The organism is Arthrobacter sp. S41 (assembly GCF_004320535.1).
In the GTDB taxonomy this organism is placed as follows: domain Bacteria; phylum Actinomycetota; class Actinomycetes; order Actinomycetales; family Micrococcaceae; genus Glutamicibacter.
Window position 1 is genome coordinate 169885 of sequence record NZ_SIHY01000003.1, and the last position, 15587, is coordinate 185471.

15 protein-coding genes are annotated in these 15587 nt (G+C 55.3%); 11 read left to right on the forward strand and 4 right to left on the reverse strand.

The genetic code is table 11. The features are described from left to right. The first annotated feature begins 80 nt into the window (after positions 1 to 80). From recR to EYR88_RS14820, 5 genes are all read left to right on the forward strand, one after another. Positions 81 to 881 (forward strand): recombination mediator RecR, encoded by an 801-nt coding sequence (recR, locus tag EYR88_RS14800; protein ID WP_131090531.1) that lies wholly within the window; start codon positions 81 to 83, stop codon positions 879 to 881. Positions 882 to 1078: 197 nt separating this feature from the next. Continuing rightward, positions 1079 to 2785 (forward strand): MFS transporter, encoded by a 1707-nt coding sequence (locus tag EYR88_RS14805; RefSeq protein WP_131090532.1) that lies wholly within the window; start codon positions 1079 to 1081, stop codon positions 2783 to 2785. Positions 2786 to 2795: 10 nt separating this feature from the next. Next, entirely contained in the window at positions 2796 to 3272 is a 477-nt protein-coding gene (locus tag EYR88_RS14810; RefSeq protein WP_131090533.1) for a MarR family transcriptional regulator, read from the forward strand. Positions 3273 to 3388: 116 nt separating this feature from the next. Further along, positions 3389 to 3940, forward strand: coding sequence for a hypothetical protein (locus EYR88_RS14815; protein WP_131090534.1), 552 nt, complete (start codon positions 3389 to 3391; stop codon positions 3938 to 3940). Between the two features lie 205 nt (positions 3941 to 4145). Continuing rightward, positions 4146 to 5432, forward strand: coding sequence for an aspartate kinase (locus tag EYR88_RS14820; RefSeq protein WP_131090535.1), 1287 nt, complete (start codon positions 4146 to 4148; stop codon positions 5430 to 5432). An 80-nt stretch (positions 5433 to 5512) separates the two neighbouring features. Here the strand turns inward: EYR88_RS14820 and EYR88_RS14825 are convergent, their stop codons facing one another. Then, entirely contained in the window at positions 5513 to 7123 is a 1611-nt protein-coding gene (locus EYR88_RS14825; protein WP_131090536.1) for an alkaline phosphatase D family protein, read from the reverse strand. Positions 7124 to 7563: 440 nt separating this feature from the next. On the opposite strand from EYR88_RS14825, the gene EYR88_RS14830 reads away from it, so the two are divergent. The 3 genes from EYR88_RS14830 (at position 7564) to EYR88_RS14840 (ending at position 9389) form a co-directional block, all read left to right on the forward strand. Then, complete coding sequence (locus tag EYR88_RS14830; protein WP_131090537.1) at positions 7564 to 8088, forward strand: GNAT family N-acetyltransferase; 525 nt, start codon at positions 7564 to 7566, stop codon at positions 8086 to 8088. A 105-nt stretch (positions 8089 to 8193) separates the two neighbouring features. Beyond that, on the forward strand, positions 8194 to 8649 hold the full coding sequence (locus EYR88_RS14835) for a DUF6176 family protein (RefSeq protein WP_131090538.1): 456 nt from the start codon (positions 8194 to 8196) through the stop codon (positions 8647 to 8649). Positions 8650 to 8729: 80 nt separating this feature from the next. Next, positions 8730 to 9389 (forward strand): uridine kinase, encoded by a 660-nt coding sequence (locus EYR88_RS14840; RefSeq protein ID WP_131090539.1) that lies wholly within the window; start codon positions 8730 to 8732, stop codon positions 9387 to 9389. Between the two features lie 141 nt (positions 9390 to 9530). Here the strand turns inward: EYR88_RS14840 and EYR88_RS14845 are convergent, their stop codons facing one another. Together EYR88_RS14845 and EYR88_RS14850 are read right to left on the reverse strand one after the other, a co-directional pair. Continuing rightward, positions 9531 to 10202: a response regulator gene (locus tag EYR88_RS14845; RefSeq protein ID WP_131090540.1), complete on the reverse strand. Its 672-nt coding sequence runs from the start codon at positions 10200 to 10202 to the stop codon at positions 9531 to 9533. A gap of 2 nt (positions 10203 to 10204) precedes the next feature. Then, positions 10205 to 11896: an ATP-binding protein gene (locus tag EYR88_RS14850; protein WP_131090541.1), complete on the reverse strand. Its 1692-nt coding sequence runs from the start codon at positions 11894 to 11896 to the stop codon at positions 10205 to 10207. A gap of 186 nt (positions 11897 to 12082) precedes the next feature. Between EYR88_RS14850 and EYR88_RS14855 the strand changes: the two genes are divergently transcribed. After that, positions 12083 to 13507, forward strand: coding sequence for an SLC13 family permease (locus EYR88_RS14855; RefSeq protein WP_131090542.1), 1425 nt, complete (start codon positions 12083 to 12085; stop codon positions 13505 to 13507). Positions 13508 to 13582: 75 nt separating this feature from the next. Here the strand turns inward: EYR88_RS14855 and EYR88_RS14860 are convergent, their stop codons facing one another. Further along, positions 13583 to 14140 (reverse strand): DUF664 domain-containing protein, encoded by a 558-nt coding sequence (locus tag EYR88_RS14860; protein WP_131090543.1) that lies wholly within the window; start codon positions 14138 to 14140, stop codon positions 13583 to 13585. A 75-nt stretch (positions 14141 to 14215) separates the two neighbouring features. Between EYR88_RS14860 and EYR88_RS14865 the strand changes: the two genes are divergently transcribed. Beyond that, the gene (locus EYR88_RS14865) at positions 14216 to 15115 is read left to right on the forward strand and encodes a 3-methyladenine DNA glycosylase (protein WP_131090544.1); all 900 of its coding nucleotides are present in this window, start codon (positions 14216 to 14218) and stop codon (positions 15113 to 15115) included. A gap of 33 nt (positions 15116 to 15148) precedes the next feature. Next, positions 15149 to 15577 carry a hypothetical protein gene (locus EYR88_RS14870; protein ID WP_131090545.1) on the forward strand — a complete coding sequence of 143 codons (429 nt, stop codon included), beginning with the start codon at positions 15149 to 15151 and terminating at the stop codon, positions 15575 to 15577. The last annotated feature ends 10 nt before the right edge of the window (positions 15578 to 15587 follow it).

Sequence of the window (15587 nt, forward strand, 5' to 3'; positions counted from 1 at the left end):
GCGAACTGTCGGGGTGAGACACTAAGGTGTAACACGGAAGTTTTCCACTAGATCTAAGCAAGGCAAGAAAGAAGGCGCACGTGTACGAAGGTGCTGTACAGGAACTGATCGACGAGCTCGGTCGCTTACCTGGCATCGGCCCAAAGTCGGCTCAGCGCATTGCTTTCCACATTCTTGATGCCGATTCTGAGGATATGACCCGGTTGGCCGCTTCCATCCAGCTGGTCAAGGAAAAGGTTAAGTTCTGCGAGATCTGCTTTAACATCTCCGAGCAAGAACGATGTGCAATTTGTCGTGATGAACGTCGTGACGGAACCAAGATCTGCATCGTCGAGGAATCCAAAGACGTCATGGCCATCGAGCGCACCCGCGCCTTTGGTGGCAAATACCATGTGCTTGGTGGCTCGATTAATCCGTTGGCTGGCATTGGCCCGGAACAGCTACACATCCGTGAATTGGTCACCCGCCTGGCCGATGAGTCCATCACCGAATTGATTCTGGCTACCGACCCGAACCTTGAGGGCGAGGCCACGGCAGTTTATCTGGTGCGCGCGCTGGCTCCTTTGGGCATTCGAATCACTCGCCTGGCCTCCGGACTTCCGGTGGGTGGCGACTTGGAGTACGCCGATGAGGTCACCTTGGCTCGTGCCTTTGAAGGTCGACGCACCGCAGGGTCAAACTCTGCGGCAGCACGACGCAACGATGCACCTACATCTGCTCCAGCGCGAAACGACGAAGCAGAAGAGGACAAAGCACCCGCTTCTTCGAGCGCAGAACCCCGGTTGTTCCGCGCGGTTAACCCGGATCAGGCTCCCGCCGATGAAGCTTCGCGCCCGTCACACCCGGTAGTTCCACCGATGGATGACCACCGTAGCCGGTAACTAATCAAGGCTTCGCCTAGTGAACCTCGCCCACCCGCAGCTCGCGGGAACGGCGGGGTTTATTAGTTTCAGCCGACGGTCAATACATAGGTGTGCGATGGAACACGCTTAGTTGAGAATTATCAACTATCGGCGTATGGTTGATATAAATCAACCAATCGGCTCTCATAGCCGACCCTTTTTTCTTTGGAGCTTTAATGACCGAAACCGCACCGGTCGTCAAGGTAAAGATGACGCACCGAGAAATCCTCACCGCCCTCACCGGCATTCTCATGGGCATGTTCGTCTCGATCTTGGCTAATACCGTCGTTTCCAGTTCACTGCCGGTAATCGTTTCCGATTTGCACGGCAGCCAAACTTCCTACACCTGGGTAGTAACCGCCACCTTGCTGGCAACTACCATCTCTACCCCTATCTGGGGAAAGCTCGCTGACCTCGGCAACCGTAAGCTGTTGCTGCAGATCTCGCTGGCAATCTTCGTTCTCGCATCAGCGGCTGCCGGCTTCTCGCAGGACACTGCCTTCCTGATTTCCATGCGTGTCATCCAGGGTCTTGCCGGTGGTGGCGTTGGCGCCCTGGCACAGATTGTCATGGCCGACTTCCTCTCCCCACGCGAACGTGGCAAGTACATGGGGCTGTTCGGCGCAGTGATGGCCATCGGTACCGTCGGTGGACCATTGATCGGTGGCTTTGTCACTGACACCATCAACTGGCGCTGGAACTTCTTTATCGCCCTGCCATTTGCCATCGCTGCAGTCATCCTGATTCAGCGCACCCTGCACCTGCCAGCTGTTGCCAAGCGCAAGGTCAAGATCGACTACTGGGGCATCGTGTTGCTCTCCGGCGGCGTTTCCTTGCTCTTGATCTGGATGTCGCTGGGCGGCTCCGAATTTGAATGGGCTTCTACCACCAGCTTCCTGATGGTCCTTGGCGCGATCGTTCTGATTGCTTCATTCATCATTGTTGAAATCAAGTCTTCAGAACCACTGTTGAACATGTCCCTGTTCAAGAACCGCACCTTCACCTTCGCTGTCATTGCCTCGTTGGCTGTTGGCGTGTCAATGTTCGGCACCTCGGTGTTCCTCAGCCAGTACATGATCATGGCTCGTGGTGCCTCAGCCACCATGGCCGGACTGATGACCTTCCCACTGATGGGCGGCCTGCTGGTGATCTCAACCATCGGTGGCGCAATCATCTCGCGCACCGGTAAGTGGAAAGCACTGGTAGTCACCGGTTCGGTACTCATCGTCATTGGACTGTTCCTGCTGGGAACCATCCACTACGACACCAACTACGCGGTAGTTGCTTCCTTCATGTTCATCCTTGGCGCCGGTATGGGTCTGGTCATGCAGAACATGGTGCTGGTAGTGCAGAACTCGGTGGACATCAAGGAACTGGGTGTTGCTTCTTCCTCGGTGAACTTCTTCCGCACCTTGGGCGGCACCGCAGGTACCGCAGGTTTGGGTGCCATCTTGGCAGCCACCATCCCGGACATGATCGCTGATCGCCAGGCAGATTTGATGCAGGCCATCGGATCGCTCGGCGAAAAGGGCAAGGCCGTGGCAGAGGTTCTCTCCTCGGGCAACCTGCCAACGGTCTCCACCCTGCCAGAGCCGGTACGAGTGATCTTCGAATCCATCTATGGTGATGCAGTGCCTTCACTGTTCACCTTCGCAGCTCCGCTGTCCTTGCTCGTTGTTGTCGCCGTATGCCTGATCCCTAATCAGTCACTAACCACTCAGAACGCTTCCGAGCGTCTGCAGGAAGTTGAAGCCGAGGCCGCCGTTCTTGGAGCTAGTTCCACCGGCACCAGCAATAACGCTGAGCGCGAGGCTGAGACAATGGAAGCTGTTGCGGCACACAGCGCAACCTCGCAGTCAGCGCAGAAGTCAGCCGATAGCTAGGAGTATTCCCATGGATACCACTAGAACGGATGACGCAGTCTGTAGCCAGGAGCGCACCGACCGCTATTCGAAGGCCGAACAGGAATTGTTTTCCTTGATTGCCCTCACCTCGCGTTTTAAACGTGAACTAGCGGTCCGCCTCCATGGTCAGCTGACCCCGGGATATTTGCCGGTACTCGGACTTATTTTGCGCACTGAGCGCATCACCCAATCCGAGATCTGCGAAAAGCTGTTGATCGATAAGGCCACGCTGTCTCGGATGGTTTCCAAGCTGGAGCAACTTGATCTGATTGTTCGTGAAGTCAATGCCGAGGACCGCAGGGCCTTCGACTTGCTACCAACGGAGCACGCAAAAAGTCGTTGGCGTAGCGGCTTTGAGCAATGGCGAGGAGAACTTCGCTCACGTATGACCAACTGGGAAGATGCGGACTTGGATACGTTGGTTGATCTTCTGGGTAGGTTGAACTCGGAGATTCAGACAATCTAGCTGCAAGCCTGCTTCGTCAACAAGATCGGTGCGAAGACTCGGGCACCACGGGATAAATCCCGTGGTGCCCGAGTCTTTCCTGGTCCGAAGCAACTGGCCATGCCTAAACTTCAGCTATGGGAATCAAGAGCAGCAATACCGGCGCCATCGCCAATGCCACCGGCACCTCGTGGGAACAGTGGAGCGCAACGCTGGAGTCGAAGAACGCAAGCGCACTGACACATAAGGAAATTGCCGAGCTCGCTTACGCTCACATGTCCGAAACAGTGCAGAACCCAGGCTGGTGGGCGCAGTCCGTAGCAGTAGCCTACGAGCAGCAAATTGGACGGCGTCTACCTGGACAGGCCCAAGATGGAACCTTCCAAGGTTCGGTCAGCACCACCACCGATGCCGATTTGGACGCTGCACTGGCCAAGTGGGAATCTACCATTGCACACTTAGACAAATTCAATTCCCAAGCTCTCAGCGACCCCGCCCGTACCAGTAGCTCCGAACGCTGGCGTTACTGGCGTGCGAGTTTTTCCGACGGCACCAAGACCCAAGTAGACATTGGGCTCAAAGGGGACAAATCCTCGATTGCCATTAACGTTACTAAGGCTAAGACACCAGATCAGTTGTCGGATTGGAAGAGCTTTTGGCGACAAATATTGGCCGAATTCAAGAAGTAGTCAGCGATTTTCAACAACAGCTGTGAAAGTTTCTAGGCAATATGACCAATGTTTACCGTCACAAGTAGGTGAACTTGGCCTGCAACTGACACAATATTTATTTGGTAGATGTCTTGCGCTGTGCCATGGACTAGAAACCTGAACGTTTCTACCCGTGCAGCACCAACGCCGAGACATAGCTTTCAAACAGGTGGAGTGAGTGCCCATGGGCCTAATTGTTCAAAAATTTGGCGGTTCGTCCGTATCGGATGCCGACGGCATCAAGCGTGTGGCGCGTCGAATTATTGAAACCAAGTCCCAGGGTCACGATGTCGTAGTTGTCGTCTCCGCGATGGGTGACACCACCGACGACCTGCTGGATCTGGCGGGTCAGCTCACCGATGATGCACCTGCACGAGAAATGGACATGCTGCTCTCCGCCGGAGAACGCATCTCGATGTCTTTGCTCGCTATGGCCATCAACCAGTTTGGTGAGCAAGCTGCTTCCTTCACCGGATCCCAGGCCGGTCTGATTACTGACTCATCCCACGGTAAAGCACGCATCATGGAGGTCTCTCCACAGCGTGTGCGTAAGGCCATTGACCGCGGCTTCATCGCGATTGTTGCTGGCTTCCAAGGCATGAGCAAGGAATCCAACAACATCACCACCATGGGTCGCGGTGGTTCTGATACCACCGCAGTGGCATTGGCTGCAGCCCTCGGCGCCGACGTCTGCGAAATCTACACCGACGTTGACGGCATTTACACCGCTGACCCACGCGTGGTCGCCTCAGCTAAAAAGATTGAAAAAATCACCAGCGAAGAAATGCTGGAAATGGCCGCTAGCGGCTCAAAGATTCTGCACCTACGTTGTGTGGAGTACGCGCGACGCTTTGGTGTGCCGCTGCATGTGCGTTCTTCATTCAGCACTCACGAGGGCACTTGGGTGCTCCCGAACCCCGACGACAAAATCAAAATTCAAGAGGGAGAACCCTTGGAACAGCCAATCATCTCAGGTGTCGCCCACGACCACTCCGAAGCCAAGGTCACCGTTATCGGCGTGCCAGATATCCCTGGCAAAGCAGCCCAGATTTTCGGTGTCATCGCCGCAGCTCAGGCCAATATCGACATGATCGTGCAGAACATTTCGACTCGCGGCTCGGGCAAGACCGATATCTCCTTCACCCTGCCAATGACTGAAACCAAGAACGTATTGGGCGCGCTCACCACCGCTCAGGGCGAGATCGGTTTTGAAGACATTGAGCACAACGACGAGGTCGGCAAGCTGTCGCTGATCGGTGCCGGCATGCGCTCGAACCCAGGTGTCTCCTTCACCTTCTTCGAAGCCCTGCACACCGCAGGCGTGAACGTGGATATGATCTCCACTTCAGAAATCCGCATCTCTGTGGTCACCGACGCTGACAAGCTTAATGACGCTGTGCGTGCCATCCATACCGCTTTTGATTTGGATACCGACGTAGAAGCTACCGTTTACGGCGGCACCGGACGCTAAGTCCGCTCTACCCAAGATCAGGCCGGTGTCTGCTGAATTTTCAGCGGACACCGGCCTGATCTTTTGAGCGGATATTTCGATTACTTGGCTGGTTCCAAAGTTTTGGAGTAGACAGTTTCGCCCAACCCGTTGCGCAGGCTGACGGTAAACATGTCTTGATCATCCAGATCAACATGTCCAAAGAACTGGCTCTTGCCATCGCGAGGTGACTGGTTAGCGACGGTACCGGCCAGAGCGAAGTCCACCTTCGGCCCAAAAGTTCCGTCCATCTTGTTAGGGCCGAAGGAACCGGCGTTAACCGGGCCGGCAACAAATTCCCAGAACTCGTTAAAGTCGCTGAAGGCCGCTCGCTCAGGCGAGTAGTGGTGTGCCGCGCAGTAGTGCACATCCGCGGTCAGGAAGACGACGTTCTTGATGTCACGGTCTTTAATGGCTTTGAGCAGTCGCGCCAATTCCAGTTCTCGACCCAACGGGGCACCGTGATCAGCGTTAGCAATGGATTCTTGTGCCTTGCCGTCAGGAACGATGATGCCCAGAGGCAGATCATTGAGGATGACTTTCCAGGTCGCCTTGGACTGGCTTAGCCCGTCGACCAACCAGCTCAGCTGTTTTTCACCGAGGATCGCAGTTTCCTTTGACTCCATGCCAGCGGTGTTCTCTGACTTGAAGGTGCGCATATCCAATGCGAACAAGTCCAAGGCCGGACCGCGGGAAATCTTGCGGTAAATTCGTGCAGCTTCAAAACCGGTGCCACCGCGCAAAGCACGAGGATCAGCGATGGGCTGATATTCCTGCCACGCTTGGCGTCCTCGGGATGCCAAGGTATTGATATCACGCACGGTGTAACGCTCATCAGTGATGGTCTCCCCCGGCCACCAGTTGTTGTGCGTTTCATGGTCATCCCACTGCGCGATGACAGGGACTTGTGCATACATCGCCCGCACGTTAGCGTCCATCATGTTGTAGCGGTGGCGCCCACGGTATTCGGCCAAAGTTTCGGCAACCTTGGAAACTTCTTCAGTCACTAGGTTGCGCCAAATCTGGCCATCGGCTTCTTTAACCTCGGCAAGGATCGGACCGTCAGCGTAGATCGTGTCACCACTGTGCACAAAGAAGTCAGGCTTGGTGGCGTGCATCGCGGCGTAGGCACGCATGCCTCCGATTTCCTCATTGATGCCCCAGCCCTGACCGGCGGTGTCGCCCGACCAAACGAAGCTTTGCGCTCGGGCAGCCTCATGGTTGCGGCGGCCGTTGAGGGATGGTGCGGTGCTAAACCAGCCCTGTTCGGTTTCACCTACGGTTCCGTTCTCATCTTCAAAACCGATGCTTACCGAGAAGCGTGTTCCAGCTGGCAGATGGGCGGCACTGATTTTTGCGGTGAAGTCGCTCGCCTCGGTAGCCTGGGCACCTCTTAGGGTGCGGGCGAAGGATCCCCGACCGCGAATGATCTGTCCGGTTTCATCCACGGCACGCAACTGTGCGCGCAGTCGGCCTTCACCAGAACTGCGGGCCCAGAGTACCGCGCTGTTGGTGGAAACGTCACCCATGGAGAAACCACTGGTGAGTCCCAAACGTGAACGGACCAAGCGTGGGCTGCTAGAGGCCAGAGCGGCACCGGTGGGCCCAACGAGGCCTAGGGCTCCTGCGCCCAAGGCGCCGGTCAGCAAATTTCGACGCGAAATATTAGTCATGGAATTCAGTGTTCATGACTAATTCAGCCGCTTCCTTGAGCTGAGATGAATACAAAGAGAAATTATCCTAGCGACCGCTGCACCGAAAACTCGCTGGGCTAGATCGCTTGAAAGCACCTTCTTCAAATGCCAAGCTCACATGGTGTCACAGCTTGTATTGAATGGGCCCCTACTCCGAGAATTCTATCCGGCGGGGTGTACGGGAAATCAAAACTTTTGAGAATTCGCAGTCATGAAATCATCACGAGTCAGATCGACGCCTGTCCCGTAAGACGACCGGCTCACGGGACTCTCCAAAATGGCATTCCGGGCACACCCCTCACGGCGCTGTTTCAGCGGTGAAGCAGTGCACTTGCCGGTTAGACGCTCATTGAAGTTCGGCGTCATTGGAGGTGGTCCGAAGTCACTCTGCCTGCTGGTCACATGCGACAATTCAATGCATGGATACGCTAGCTTCGCTGCATCGTGCCACTCGCTCATCAGCAAATGGAATCGTTGAACTTCGCGACTCTTTAGCTCTTTGGCAACAGGAACAGTCGATTCAGCAATGGTCACCAGGAGAACTCCCCGTTAGCGACGTTGCAGAACAAATCAGCCTTGCTGAATGGTGGATTCGCACCGACGCACAAGATGTCACAGCCGCCGTACGCCTAACAAATACTGACGACCTCATTTGGCCTGACCGCAATCCAGCTGCGGCATATATCCACGGCCTGATGGTTGATCGTTCTCTATCCGGGCAAAGGATTGGTCAGGCTATCTTGAAATGGGCGGAAGAAAAAATTCGAGGCAGCGGTCGCGCTGTTGCCCGACTGGACTGCGTCGCAACAAACGACAATCTACGTAGATACTATGAAGGGCTCGGTTACCGCGAACGCGGAATCATTGAATTCGGGCCTGACTCGACATGGCATCCGGTACTCAGATTCGAGAAGGACATTATTTCAGTACAGAACGTGGACTAGATGCTCGGTGATTTACGGAATCCCGCGGAGCATTTATCCTGCGAGGCTAGTCGACGAACTGGTTCAATCAAGGTTTCCGGTGCGCGTATCTGGCAGGATTCTGTCATGGATAACAACTACCCAGCCATCCCATTTCGTCCCGAACCACGCGACTTCCCGGGGCACCTGATGCCACTGTCCGTGCCAGAGGGGTTACGTCTCGAGCTCAGCCGCTCAAAGAGCGTTGAAGGCCAAGAAGAAAAGTTTGAAGAATGGATGTCCGTTCTCAACGATAGATACGATGAGTGCCTCGCATCAATACCTGCTCAACGTGCAGTTTTTGAAGCGACCTTCCGCCATGAGGAAGCTGATGGTTCAGCATGGATGTATCACCTGAGCCTCACGGGAACCGAGGGGTCTGGTCTCGATGAGGAGCACGCTATTGATGCGACCCACGCAGGATACAGTCGCCAAGTTAAGCAGCCAGGTTGGGAAGAGCTAACACCGAAGTTCATGCTAACCCCAGAGCATCTTCGTTCCGCGATGCTCAGCTGGGCAAAAAGCGGGGAGGAGCCAAAGTAGGGTTTCGTTCATTGCACTCGGCTCTCAGCGCATCCGTAATCCGGCACTTATCTTCAGCTGATTTCATGGAAAATGAGTCCATGAAGAAGTTCATGAAGTCATTGGCAGAAAGAGTTCTCGACAACGTCGGGCCAGGACGCAGACTAGTGGCGATCGACGGTGTGGACGGCAGCGGCAAAACATCTTTCGCAGCTAACCTCATAGCGGAGATCAATGAACGGCCTGTCATCATCATCCACGTAGACAATTTTCTGAATCCAGCTTCAATCCGTCATGCCCGGGGGCGCTCCTCCCCCAAAGGCTTCTGGGAAGACACCTATGACTATCATTCGTTGATAGACCACGTGTTAGAACCACTCAAGGCCAACGGCAACGGACAGTATTCGCCGGCTTCATACGACGTTCAAATGGACAAGTTCAGGTTGGCTGACAAGGCACTGGCCCCATCAAATGCACTCATCATAGTTGAAGGCATGTTCCTCCACCGTGACGAACTAGTTTCACACTGGGATTGCTCAATGTTCCTCGACGTCCCATTCATAGAAACTGCCGCTCGGATGGCAGTTCGCAACGGCAGCAATCCAGACCCCGAGCATCCAACGATGAATCGATACGTCGGCGGCCAGCGACAGTACTTCGAAGCCGCCAAACCGTGGGAACGCGCCACCTTCATCATTGACAACACTGATTACTTGTCTCCGAAGCTTATTGATGCCGGATCAGTTTCAGCTACGCGCTAGAGGATTCGCACTACGGACAGTTCAGTTACGCTGAGTGCTAACCTGACCCTCAACATCTAGTATTCAGATCAGCCAAAGGCAGGATTGCCTTGTTAGCGGCAACCGTCATCACGTATCTGGGACGCTACCTAATCCACGTTTCTAGCGTGCCACGTAGCGATGCTCGGGACGGCCTCGGGTCCCGTAGCCCAACTGCAGCTCCAAGGATTCGTTGGCTACCAGGGCAGCGAGATAACGCTGGGCAGTAGCTCGTGCAACGCCTACGGCTTCTGCCACCTCGGCCACACTCATTGGTTCAGCTGCTTCCTTCACGCAGTTGAGCACCGCCTGTTCGGTGGGAGCAGCACCCACACTCGGGGCTGTTTCTTCACTGCCTTGCAAGGCTCTGAAGAGTCGGTCAACACCCTGCTGATTAAATTCAGTCACACCGGTGAGTTGACGTCGATACCGTGCCCACCCTTTGAGTTTGGCGCTCAAAGTTTTAGCGTCAAAAGGCTTGATAATAAATGCCAGGGCGCCGTGCCGAATGGCTTTGTCAATGTTTTTTGGCTCGGTGGCCGCCGAGATCATGATGGCATCTACGTCCAGTTCACGCAGCAGCTCAATGCCACTGACATGTGGCAAGTACAGGTCCAAGAGTAACAAGTCAGGCTTAAGCGTAGTGACAAGTTTGGGTACCGTGCGCGGGTCTTGGACTGGTTCCAAAGCTTGGAAACCCGGAATGGAATTGACCATCTCTGCGTGGAGGGCACCTACACGAAAGTCGTCATCGACGATCATGACTTGATAGTTTCCATTGGCGTTTTCGCTCATCACTACGCTCCTTCAGTCTTGTTGTTGTTCTCTGGGGTGGAAGGTTCCACCAGTACCGCAGGCAATCGGGCGGCAAACACCGCGCCGTCGGTGCCGTTGCCCGGATCAGCAATCCAGACATCCCCACTGCGGGCCTGTGCCAGTCGCTTGATCAAGGGCAACCCGACCCCGCGCCCATGTTCATTGCCTAGATGCGATCCGGTACTGACATCCCGGGCAAAAATGTCTTCCGTGGTGGTGATGCCGGGACCGGAATCTGCCACCGCCAGGTGCAGCGTTGTCGCCTCGGAGAGCAAATCAATTTCCACCCACGGCTCTCCGCTACCGCGCAAGGCCGCGGTAAAGGCGTTGTCTAGCAGATTGCCCAGCACCGCGGTGGCGTCTTGAGCATCATGAGCCGAGGCGATCTGGCCAAAGAGCATCGATTGACTCGACACCCGCAATTTGATGCCCTGTTCGTGAGCACGGACCGCCTTGGCCGAGATAAATGCCGAAAGATAGGCGTCTTGGATCGCTTCCAGTCCGGGCACCTGTGCGATCTTCGGCCCGGTTTCCATCACTTCACGCAGGTAGGCTTCGGCCTGCTCAATTTTGCCCAAATCAATAAGTCCCAATACCGCGTGCATACGGTTGGCGAACTCATGGCGCTGAGCACGCAAGGCATCAGCCATATCTTGAACCGCATCCAGCTTGGTGCCCAGGGCCTCGATGGTGGTGACATCATGGAGCAGCACCACCTGCCCCAAATCCAGTCCGTCACGGTTCACCTCGTTTACTCGGGCAACCAGTGAATTGCCGTTGGCTTCCAGGCGCACCGGGGCCGGATCTCGTTCTTTAATGGCCTTGACCAACCGTCGGTCCAGACCAGCAGATTCAAAGTGCCGCCCAACTACGTCTTCGAGTTCGGTGCGATGTGGCAGGCCCAAAAGTTGCCGGGCCGCTTTGTTGCGCACGGTGATCCGTCGGTCAACGCCGATGCCCATCACGCCTTCGGTCACACCGTAGAGCACCGCCTGCTGATCACGGACCAGCTGGGCAATTTCGGTCGGTTCAAGTCCCAGCGTCTGGCGTTTGAGTCGGCGCACGGTGATCCGTCCGGCCACCGTGGCCAGCCCGGCAGCCAAGAGGGCAAAGAGCACGATCCAGCTAAACGATTGTAAGAGTGCACCGGTCAGTGACTGGGTGGTCACGCCCACCGAAACCTCGCCGATGATCTGGCCGGATCCGCCATGGATAGGGACCTTGGCGCGCACCGATTCGCCCAAGGTGCCATGCTCCCTAGACACCGCTTCGATTCCGTCCAGTGCCACCGGATCGGTGGAAACCATCTGGCCTATTTCTGCTGGATTGGGATGACTCAGGCGCAGTCCGCGGTCCTCGGTAATCACCACAAAGTACGCCTGTTTTTGTTCCAGAATGGCATTGGCCAGCTGCTGCAATTTCCCGTTGGATAGCTCTTTTTCATCAAGGTCTTCCATCGCCGAGTAGCGGTTCACCTCGTCAACAACTTCCGGAAGTACCGCGACAGATCTAGCGATGGTCAGCGAGGTGTCTTCGGCGCGCGAATACACCCGGTCATAACTGGCATAAAGCGTTCCGGCGGTGACCAGCACGATGAGTACACCAACAACAAGGAACTGCAAACGCATAATGCGCGATGCAAAATGCCTCGAGCGAGGGCCAGAACGGAACATGCCACCCAGCATAGACGCACTGAAGAGCCAACGCGATTTTAAAGAGCAAAAAGATGGTTAAGAACTTAAGCGTTCAATAATCAGCACAAGGCGCGCAACGTGAGCCCCGCCACGTACTTTTGACTGGTGCCCTGAACTTCTGGGTGACACAAAGACGTACCACTCACCGAAATGGAGGTCGGGGCAATGCTTGTTGCACTCGGATTCCTCATGGTCGCCACCTTTATGGCGCTGATCATGACAAAACGCATGACGCCACTTCTGGCATTGATTCTCGTCCCAACCATCTTCGGTTTGTTCACCGGCGCCGGCTTCGGCCTGGGCGACATGATCATGGACTCCATCAAGGACATGTCCGGCACCGCAGCACTGCTGATGTTTGCCATCATGTACTTCGGCATCATGATCGATGTTGGCCTCTTTGACCGCCTGGTTGCTGGCATTCAAAAGCTTGTAGGCAATGACCCGGCCAAGGTAGTTATGGGCACCTCGCTGCTCACCGCAGTCATCTCGCTAGATGGTGACGGCTCCACCACCTTCATCGTGGTCACCGCAGCCCTGCTGCCGATCTACCAGCGTCTGGGCCTGAGCCCAGTAGTACTGACCTGCGTTGCAGGTTTGACCAACGGCACGCTGAACATCGTTCCTTGGGGCGGCCCAACCGCTCGTGCTGCCGCAGCGCTAAAGGTTGATGCAGCTGACGTCTTTGTTCCAATGCTTCCTTCCTTGGGTGTCGCACTGGTTGTTATTGCCCTGTTCGCATGGCAGATGGGCGTTGCTGAACGCCGTCGCTTGCAGCGTGAACGCCCAGAGCTCTGGGGCACCGAATTCGGTGGCGGCAACATGAGCTCCCCAACCGGTGGCACCTCACCAGCTGGCACTTCGTCATCCGGTGGAAACCTTGCTGTCCTTGAAGCTGTAGCCCGCAAGGGGGATGGTTCAGAAGCTGCCACGATGAACGGCACCGTACTGGATCCAAACCGCGAGACCCTGCGTCCAAAGACTTTCTACTTCAACTTGGTGCTCACCGTAGCCATCATGGTGTTGCTGGTTGTTGACGTTCTTCCACTGTCCTACCTGTTCATGGTTGGTACCGCAGTTGCCTTGGTAGTGAACTTCCCGAAGGTCTCCGACCAGGTGAAGATGATTGCAGCGCACTCCAGCGAAATCATCGCTGTGGTCTCCATGGTTCTCGGTGCAGCAGTACTCACCGGCGTGCTCTCCGGCACCGGCATGGTTGATGCCATGAGCCAGTGGCTGGTTGATATCATCCCTGACTCCATGGGCCCATACATGGCAGTTATCACCGGTTTGATCTCCATCCCGGCCACCTTCCTGATGAGCAACGACGCCTTCTACTTCGGCATCCTGCCAGTGCTCACCGAAGCCGGTGCACACTTCGGTGTTCCAGCCGTAGACATGGCTCGCGCCTCGATCACCGGCCAGCCGGTACACATGCAGTCCCCACTGGTTCCTGCCATCTTGCTGCTGGTATCGCTCTCTCGCGTAGATCTGGGCGATCACCACAAGAAGGTATTGTGGCGCGCATTGGTTGTGGCCTTGGTTATGCTTGCCACCGGTGTGATCTTCGGAGCAATCCACATGGGCTAATGCCCGCAGACAGTAATTAGTTCAAAAGCGACGTCCCGCAGTCCTCAATCTTGAGCACTGCGGGACGCCGCATTTTTAAGCGTCAAACCATGAGGGGAGAAAATCCTGCGGCGGATCTTCACCCACCCTGCCGTCGATGGCTTCCCGCAGTAAATCAGCGTGTCCGGTATGCCGGCCGTACTCTTCAATCAAGTCGCAAACGATCCGACGTACCGACAAAAATTGTCCTTCAAAATCCAGGGCTGATTCGGTATCCAACAGGTTGTTCTCGAGGATCTGTTGCGTGATCATTCGACTATTGGCCACCGCTTGGTCATAGAGTTCATAGAGATTTTCAGCTGTTTGAGAGCTGTCTACAGCAAATGGATCGTGTCCCTGAGCGGTGAGTTCCAGCAACACTTCGGGACGCTTTTGTGCAATGAGATAAGTGAATTTCTCATCCTCTACTGCTGCAAGGTGTTGGAGCAGACCGCCAAGGCTCAAGGCACTACTGGGCAGTTGTGCAGTTAATTGCGTGATCTGCAGCCCGTCAGCCTTGTACCTAAAAGTCACCCGCAACCGATCAAGCATGGCAAATAGGTGCAGCTCTTCGCTAGCAAACACTGGCGGTTCCCAAACAGGAAAATCATCCATGGCCTACTCCTGAGGTTGGTGTGAGTTGGCGTACCAAAGTGGTCTCACCGAGCGATGAATTGAATAATGAGAAGTATGCCCGTTACCGCCACCATTTTGGAAGCCTCACAGTGGACGCCCTTGGCCAACCACCACGAGGCCCGCGCGCGTGCCTTCGGTGAACCATTTGTAGACCGACGCATGAAGGGAAAGAAGCATCCGATTGAGGACTTTCTTTTCACTTATTACACGCAAAAGCCGGGTCAGCTGTATCGCTGGCATCCAGGAATGAATGTTGTGCTCAGCGGGGAGCAGGCTCAACAGCGTGCTGATTGGAAGTTCTATCGACCGGTTCAAACCGCCTCGGGCACCGGCTACGAGTTTGATGCACAGGCCTTTGTTCAGGCACGTGCCCGGGCCATAGATTTTGCCCGAGTAATTCTGGCTGGCACCTCGGAACGGGCCGGAAATTTTGCGTGCTTCGGCTTGCACGAATGGGCCATGGCCTACAAATCTGAGGTTAATGGCATCCGTCATGAGTACCTACCCCTGCGCTTGGGCGCAGCGGCTACCGACGAAGTAGTGGAAACCGAAAAAATTCGTTGCACGCACTTTGATGCCTTCCGTTTTTATACGCCACAAGCAGTGGGCCTCAACGAGCTACAGCCCACCCGCGAAACTCAACGCGACCTGGAACAGCCCGGTTGCCTGCACGCCAACATGGACCTCTACAAGTGGGCCTATAAGCTCTCCCCAGCCGTGCCTAGCGACTTGGTTATGGATTGTTTTGAACTCGCATGGGATATCCGCACCATGGACATGCAAGCTTCTCCCTATGACCTGGGCGACTGGGGCCATGAGCCGATTCGTATCGAGACTCCTAGCGGAAAAGCCGAATACGTTCGGCTGCAAAAACAATTTGCCGATAGGGCTGATGTGCTGCGTCTTAGACTGCTGGAAGTCGCCAACAACCTACCGCTTATCGTCCAAGACTAGATCTTGGTTAGGGTCACGGAGCACAATGTTTTTATGGGCACCAATACTCGCCCTAGTCGGGTTCTAATCCATGGATTCATCGTCGTACTGATCTTGGTGGCGACTTCTTGCTCAGCGCCACAGCAACCTTCTGCGCAAACTCAACTGAAAATCATCTTCCGTGCCGACGGTGAAAAAGTTACCGCCCAGCACACCCTGGACTGCAATGGGGAAAAGGCCACCAATACCAGCACTCTGCCCGATGCTTTGGCTGCCTGTGCTTCTTTGGAAAAGTTAACTACCCTAGTAAATTCCTCGCCCAACCCCACTAAAGTCTGTACCCAAATTTACGGTGGGCCGCAACGCGCCCAGGTCTCTGGACTGTTGCGCGGACAAGCGGTAAACCTCGAATTCTCCCGATCCGACGGCTGCTTGATTAGCCAATGGGACGCAGCAAAATTCCTCTTGGATTCCGGTACATGAGGGAAACAAA

What these genes read in the sequence shown, in the direction of transcription:
- EYR88_RS14805 (WP_131090532.1), top strand. Translation starts at nt 1,079, where the DNA reads ATGACCGAAACCGCACCGGTCGTCAAGGTAAAGATGACGCACCGAGAA.
- EYR88_RS14855 (WP_131090542.1), top strand. Translation starts at nt 12,083, where the DNA reads ATGCTTGTTGCACTCGGATTCCTCATGGTCGCCACCTTTATGGCGCTG.
- EYR88_RS14810 (WP_131090533.1), top strand. Translation starts at nt 2,796, where the DNA reads ATGGATACCACTAGAACGGATGACGCAGTCTGTAGCCAGGAGCGCACC.
- EYR88_RS14830 (WP_131090537.1), top strand. Translation starts at nt 7,564, where the DNA reads ATGGATACGCTAGCTTCGCTGCATCGTGCCACTCGCTCATCAGCAAAT.
- EYR88_RS14835 (WP_131090538.1), top strand. Translation starts at nt 8,194, where the DNA reads ATGGATAACAACTACCCAGCCATCCCATTTCGTCCCGAACCACGCGAC.
- EYR88_RS14865 (WP_131090544.1), top strand. Translation starts at nt 14,216, where the DNA reads ATGCCCGTTACCGCCACCATTTTGGAAGCCTCACAGTGGACGCCCTTG.
- EYR88_RS14860 (WP_131090543.1), bottom strand. Translation starts at nt 14,140, where the DNA reads ATGGATGATTTTCCTGTTTGGGAACCGCCAGTGTTTGCTAGCGAAGAG.
- EYR88_RS14815 (WP_131090534.1), top strand. Translation starts at nt 3,389, where the DNA reads ATGGGAATCAAGAGCAGCAATACCGGCGCCATCGCCAATGCCACCGGC.
- EYR88_RS14840 (WP_131090539.1), top strand. Translation starts at nt 8,730, where the DNA reads ATGAAGAAGTTCATGAAGTCATTGGCAGAAAGAGTTCTCGACAACGTC.
- EYR88_RS14825 (WP_131090536.1), bottom strand. Translation starts at nt 7,123, where the DNA reads ATGACTAATATTTCGCGTCGAAATTTGCTGACCGGCGCCTTGGGCGCA.
- EYR88_RS14845 (WP_131090540.1), bottom strand. Translation starts at nt 10,202, where the DNA reads ATGAGCGAAAACGCCAATGGAAACTATCAAGTCATGATCGTCGATGAC.
- EYR88_RS14850 (WP_131090541.1), bottom strand. Translation starts at nt 11,896, where the DNA reads ATGTTCCGTTCTGGCCCTCGCTCGAGGCATTTTGCATCGCGCATTATG.
- EYR88_RS14870 (WP_131090545.1), top strand. Translation starts at nt 15,149, where the DNA reads ATGGGCACCAATACTCGCCCTAGTCGGGTTCTAATCCATGGATTCATC.
- EYR88_RS14820 (WP_131090535.1), top strand. Translation starts at nt 4,146, where the DNA reads ATGGGCCTAATTGTTCAAAAATTTGGCGGTTCGTCCGTATCGGATGCC.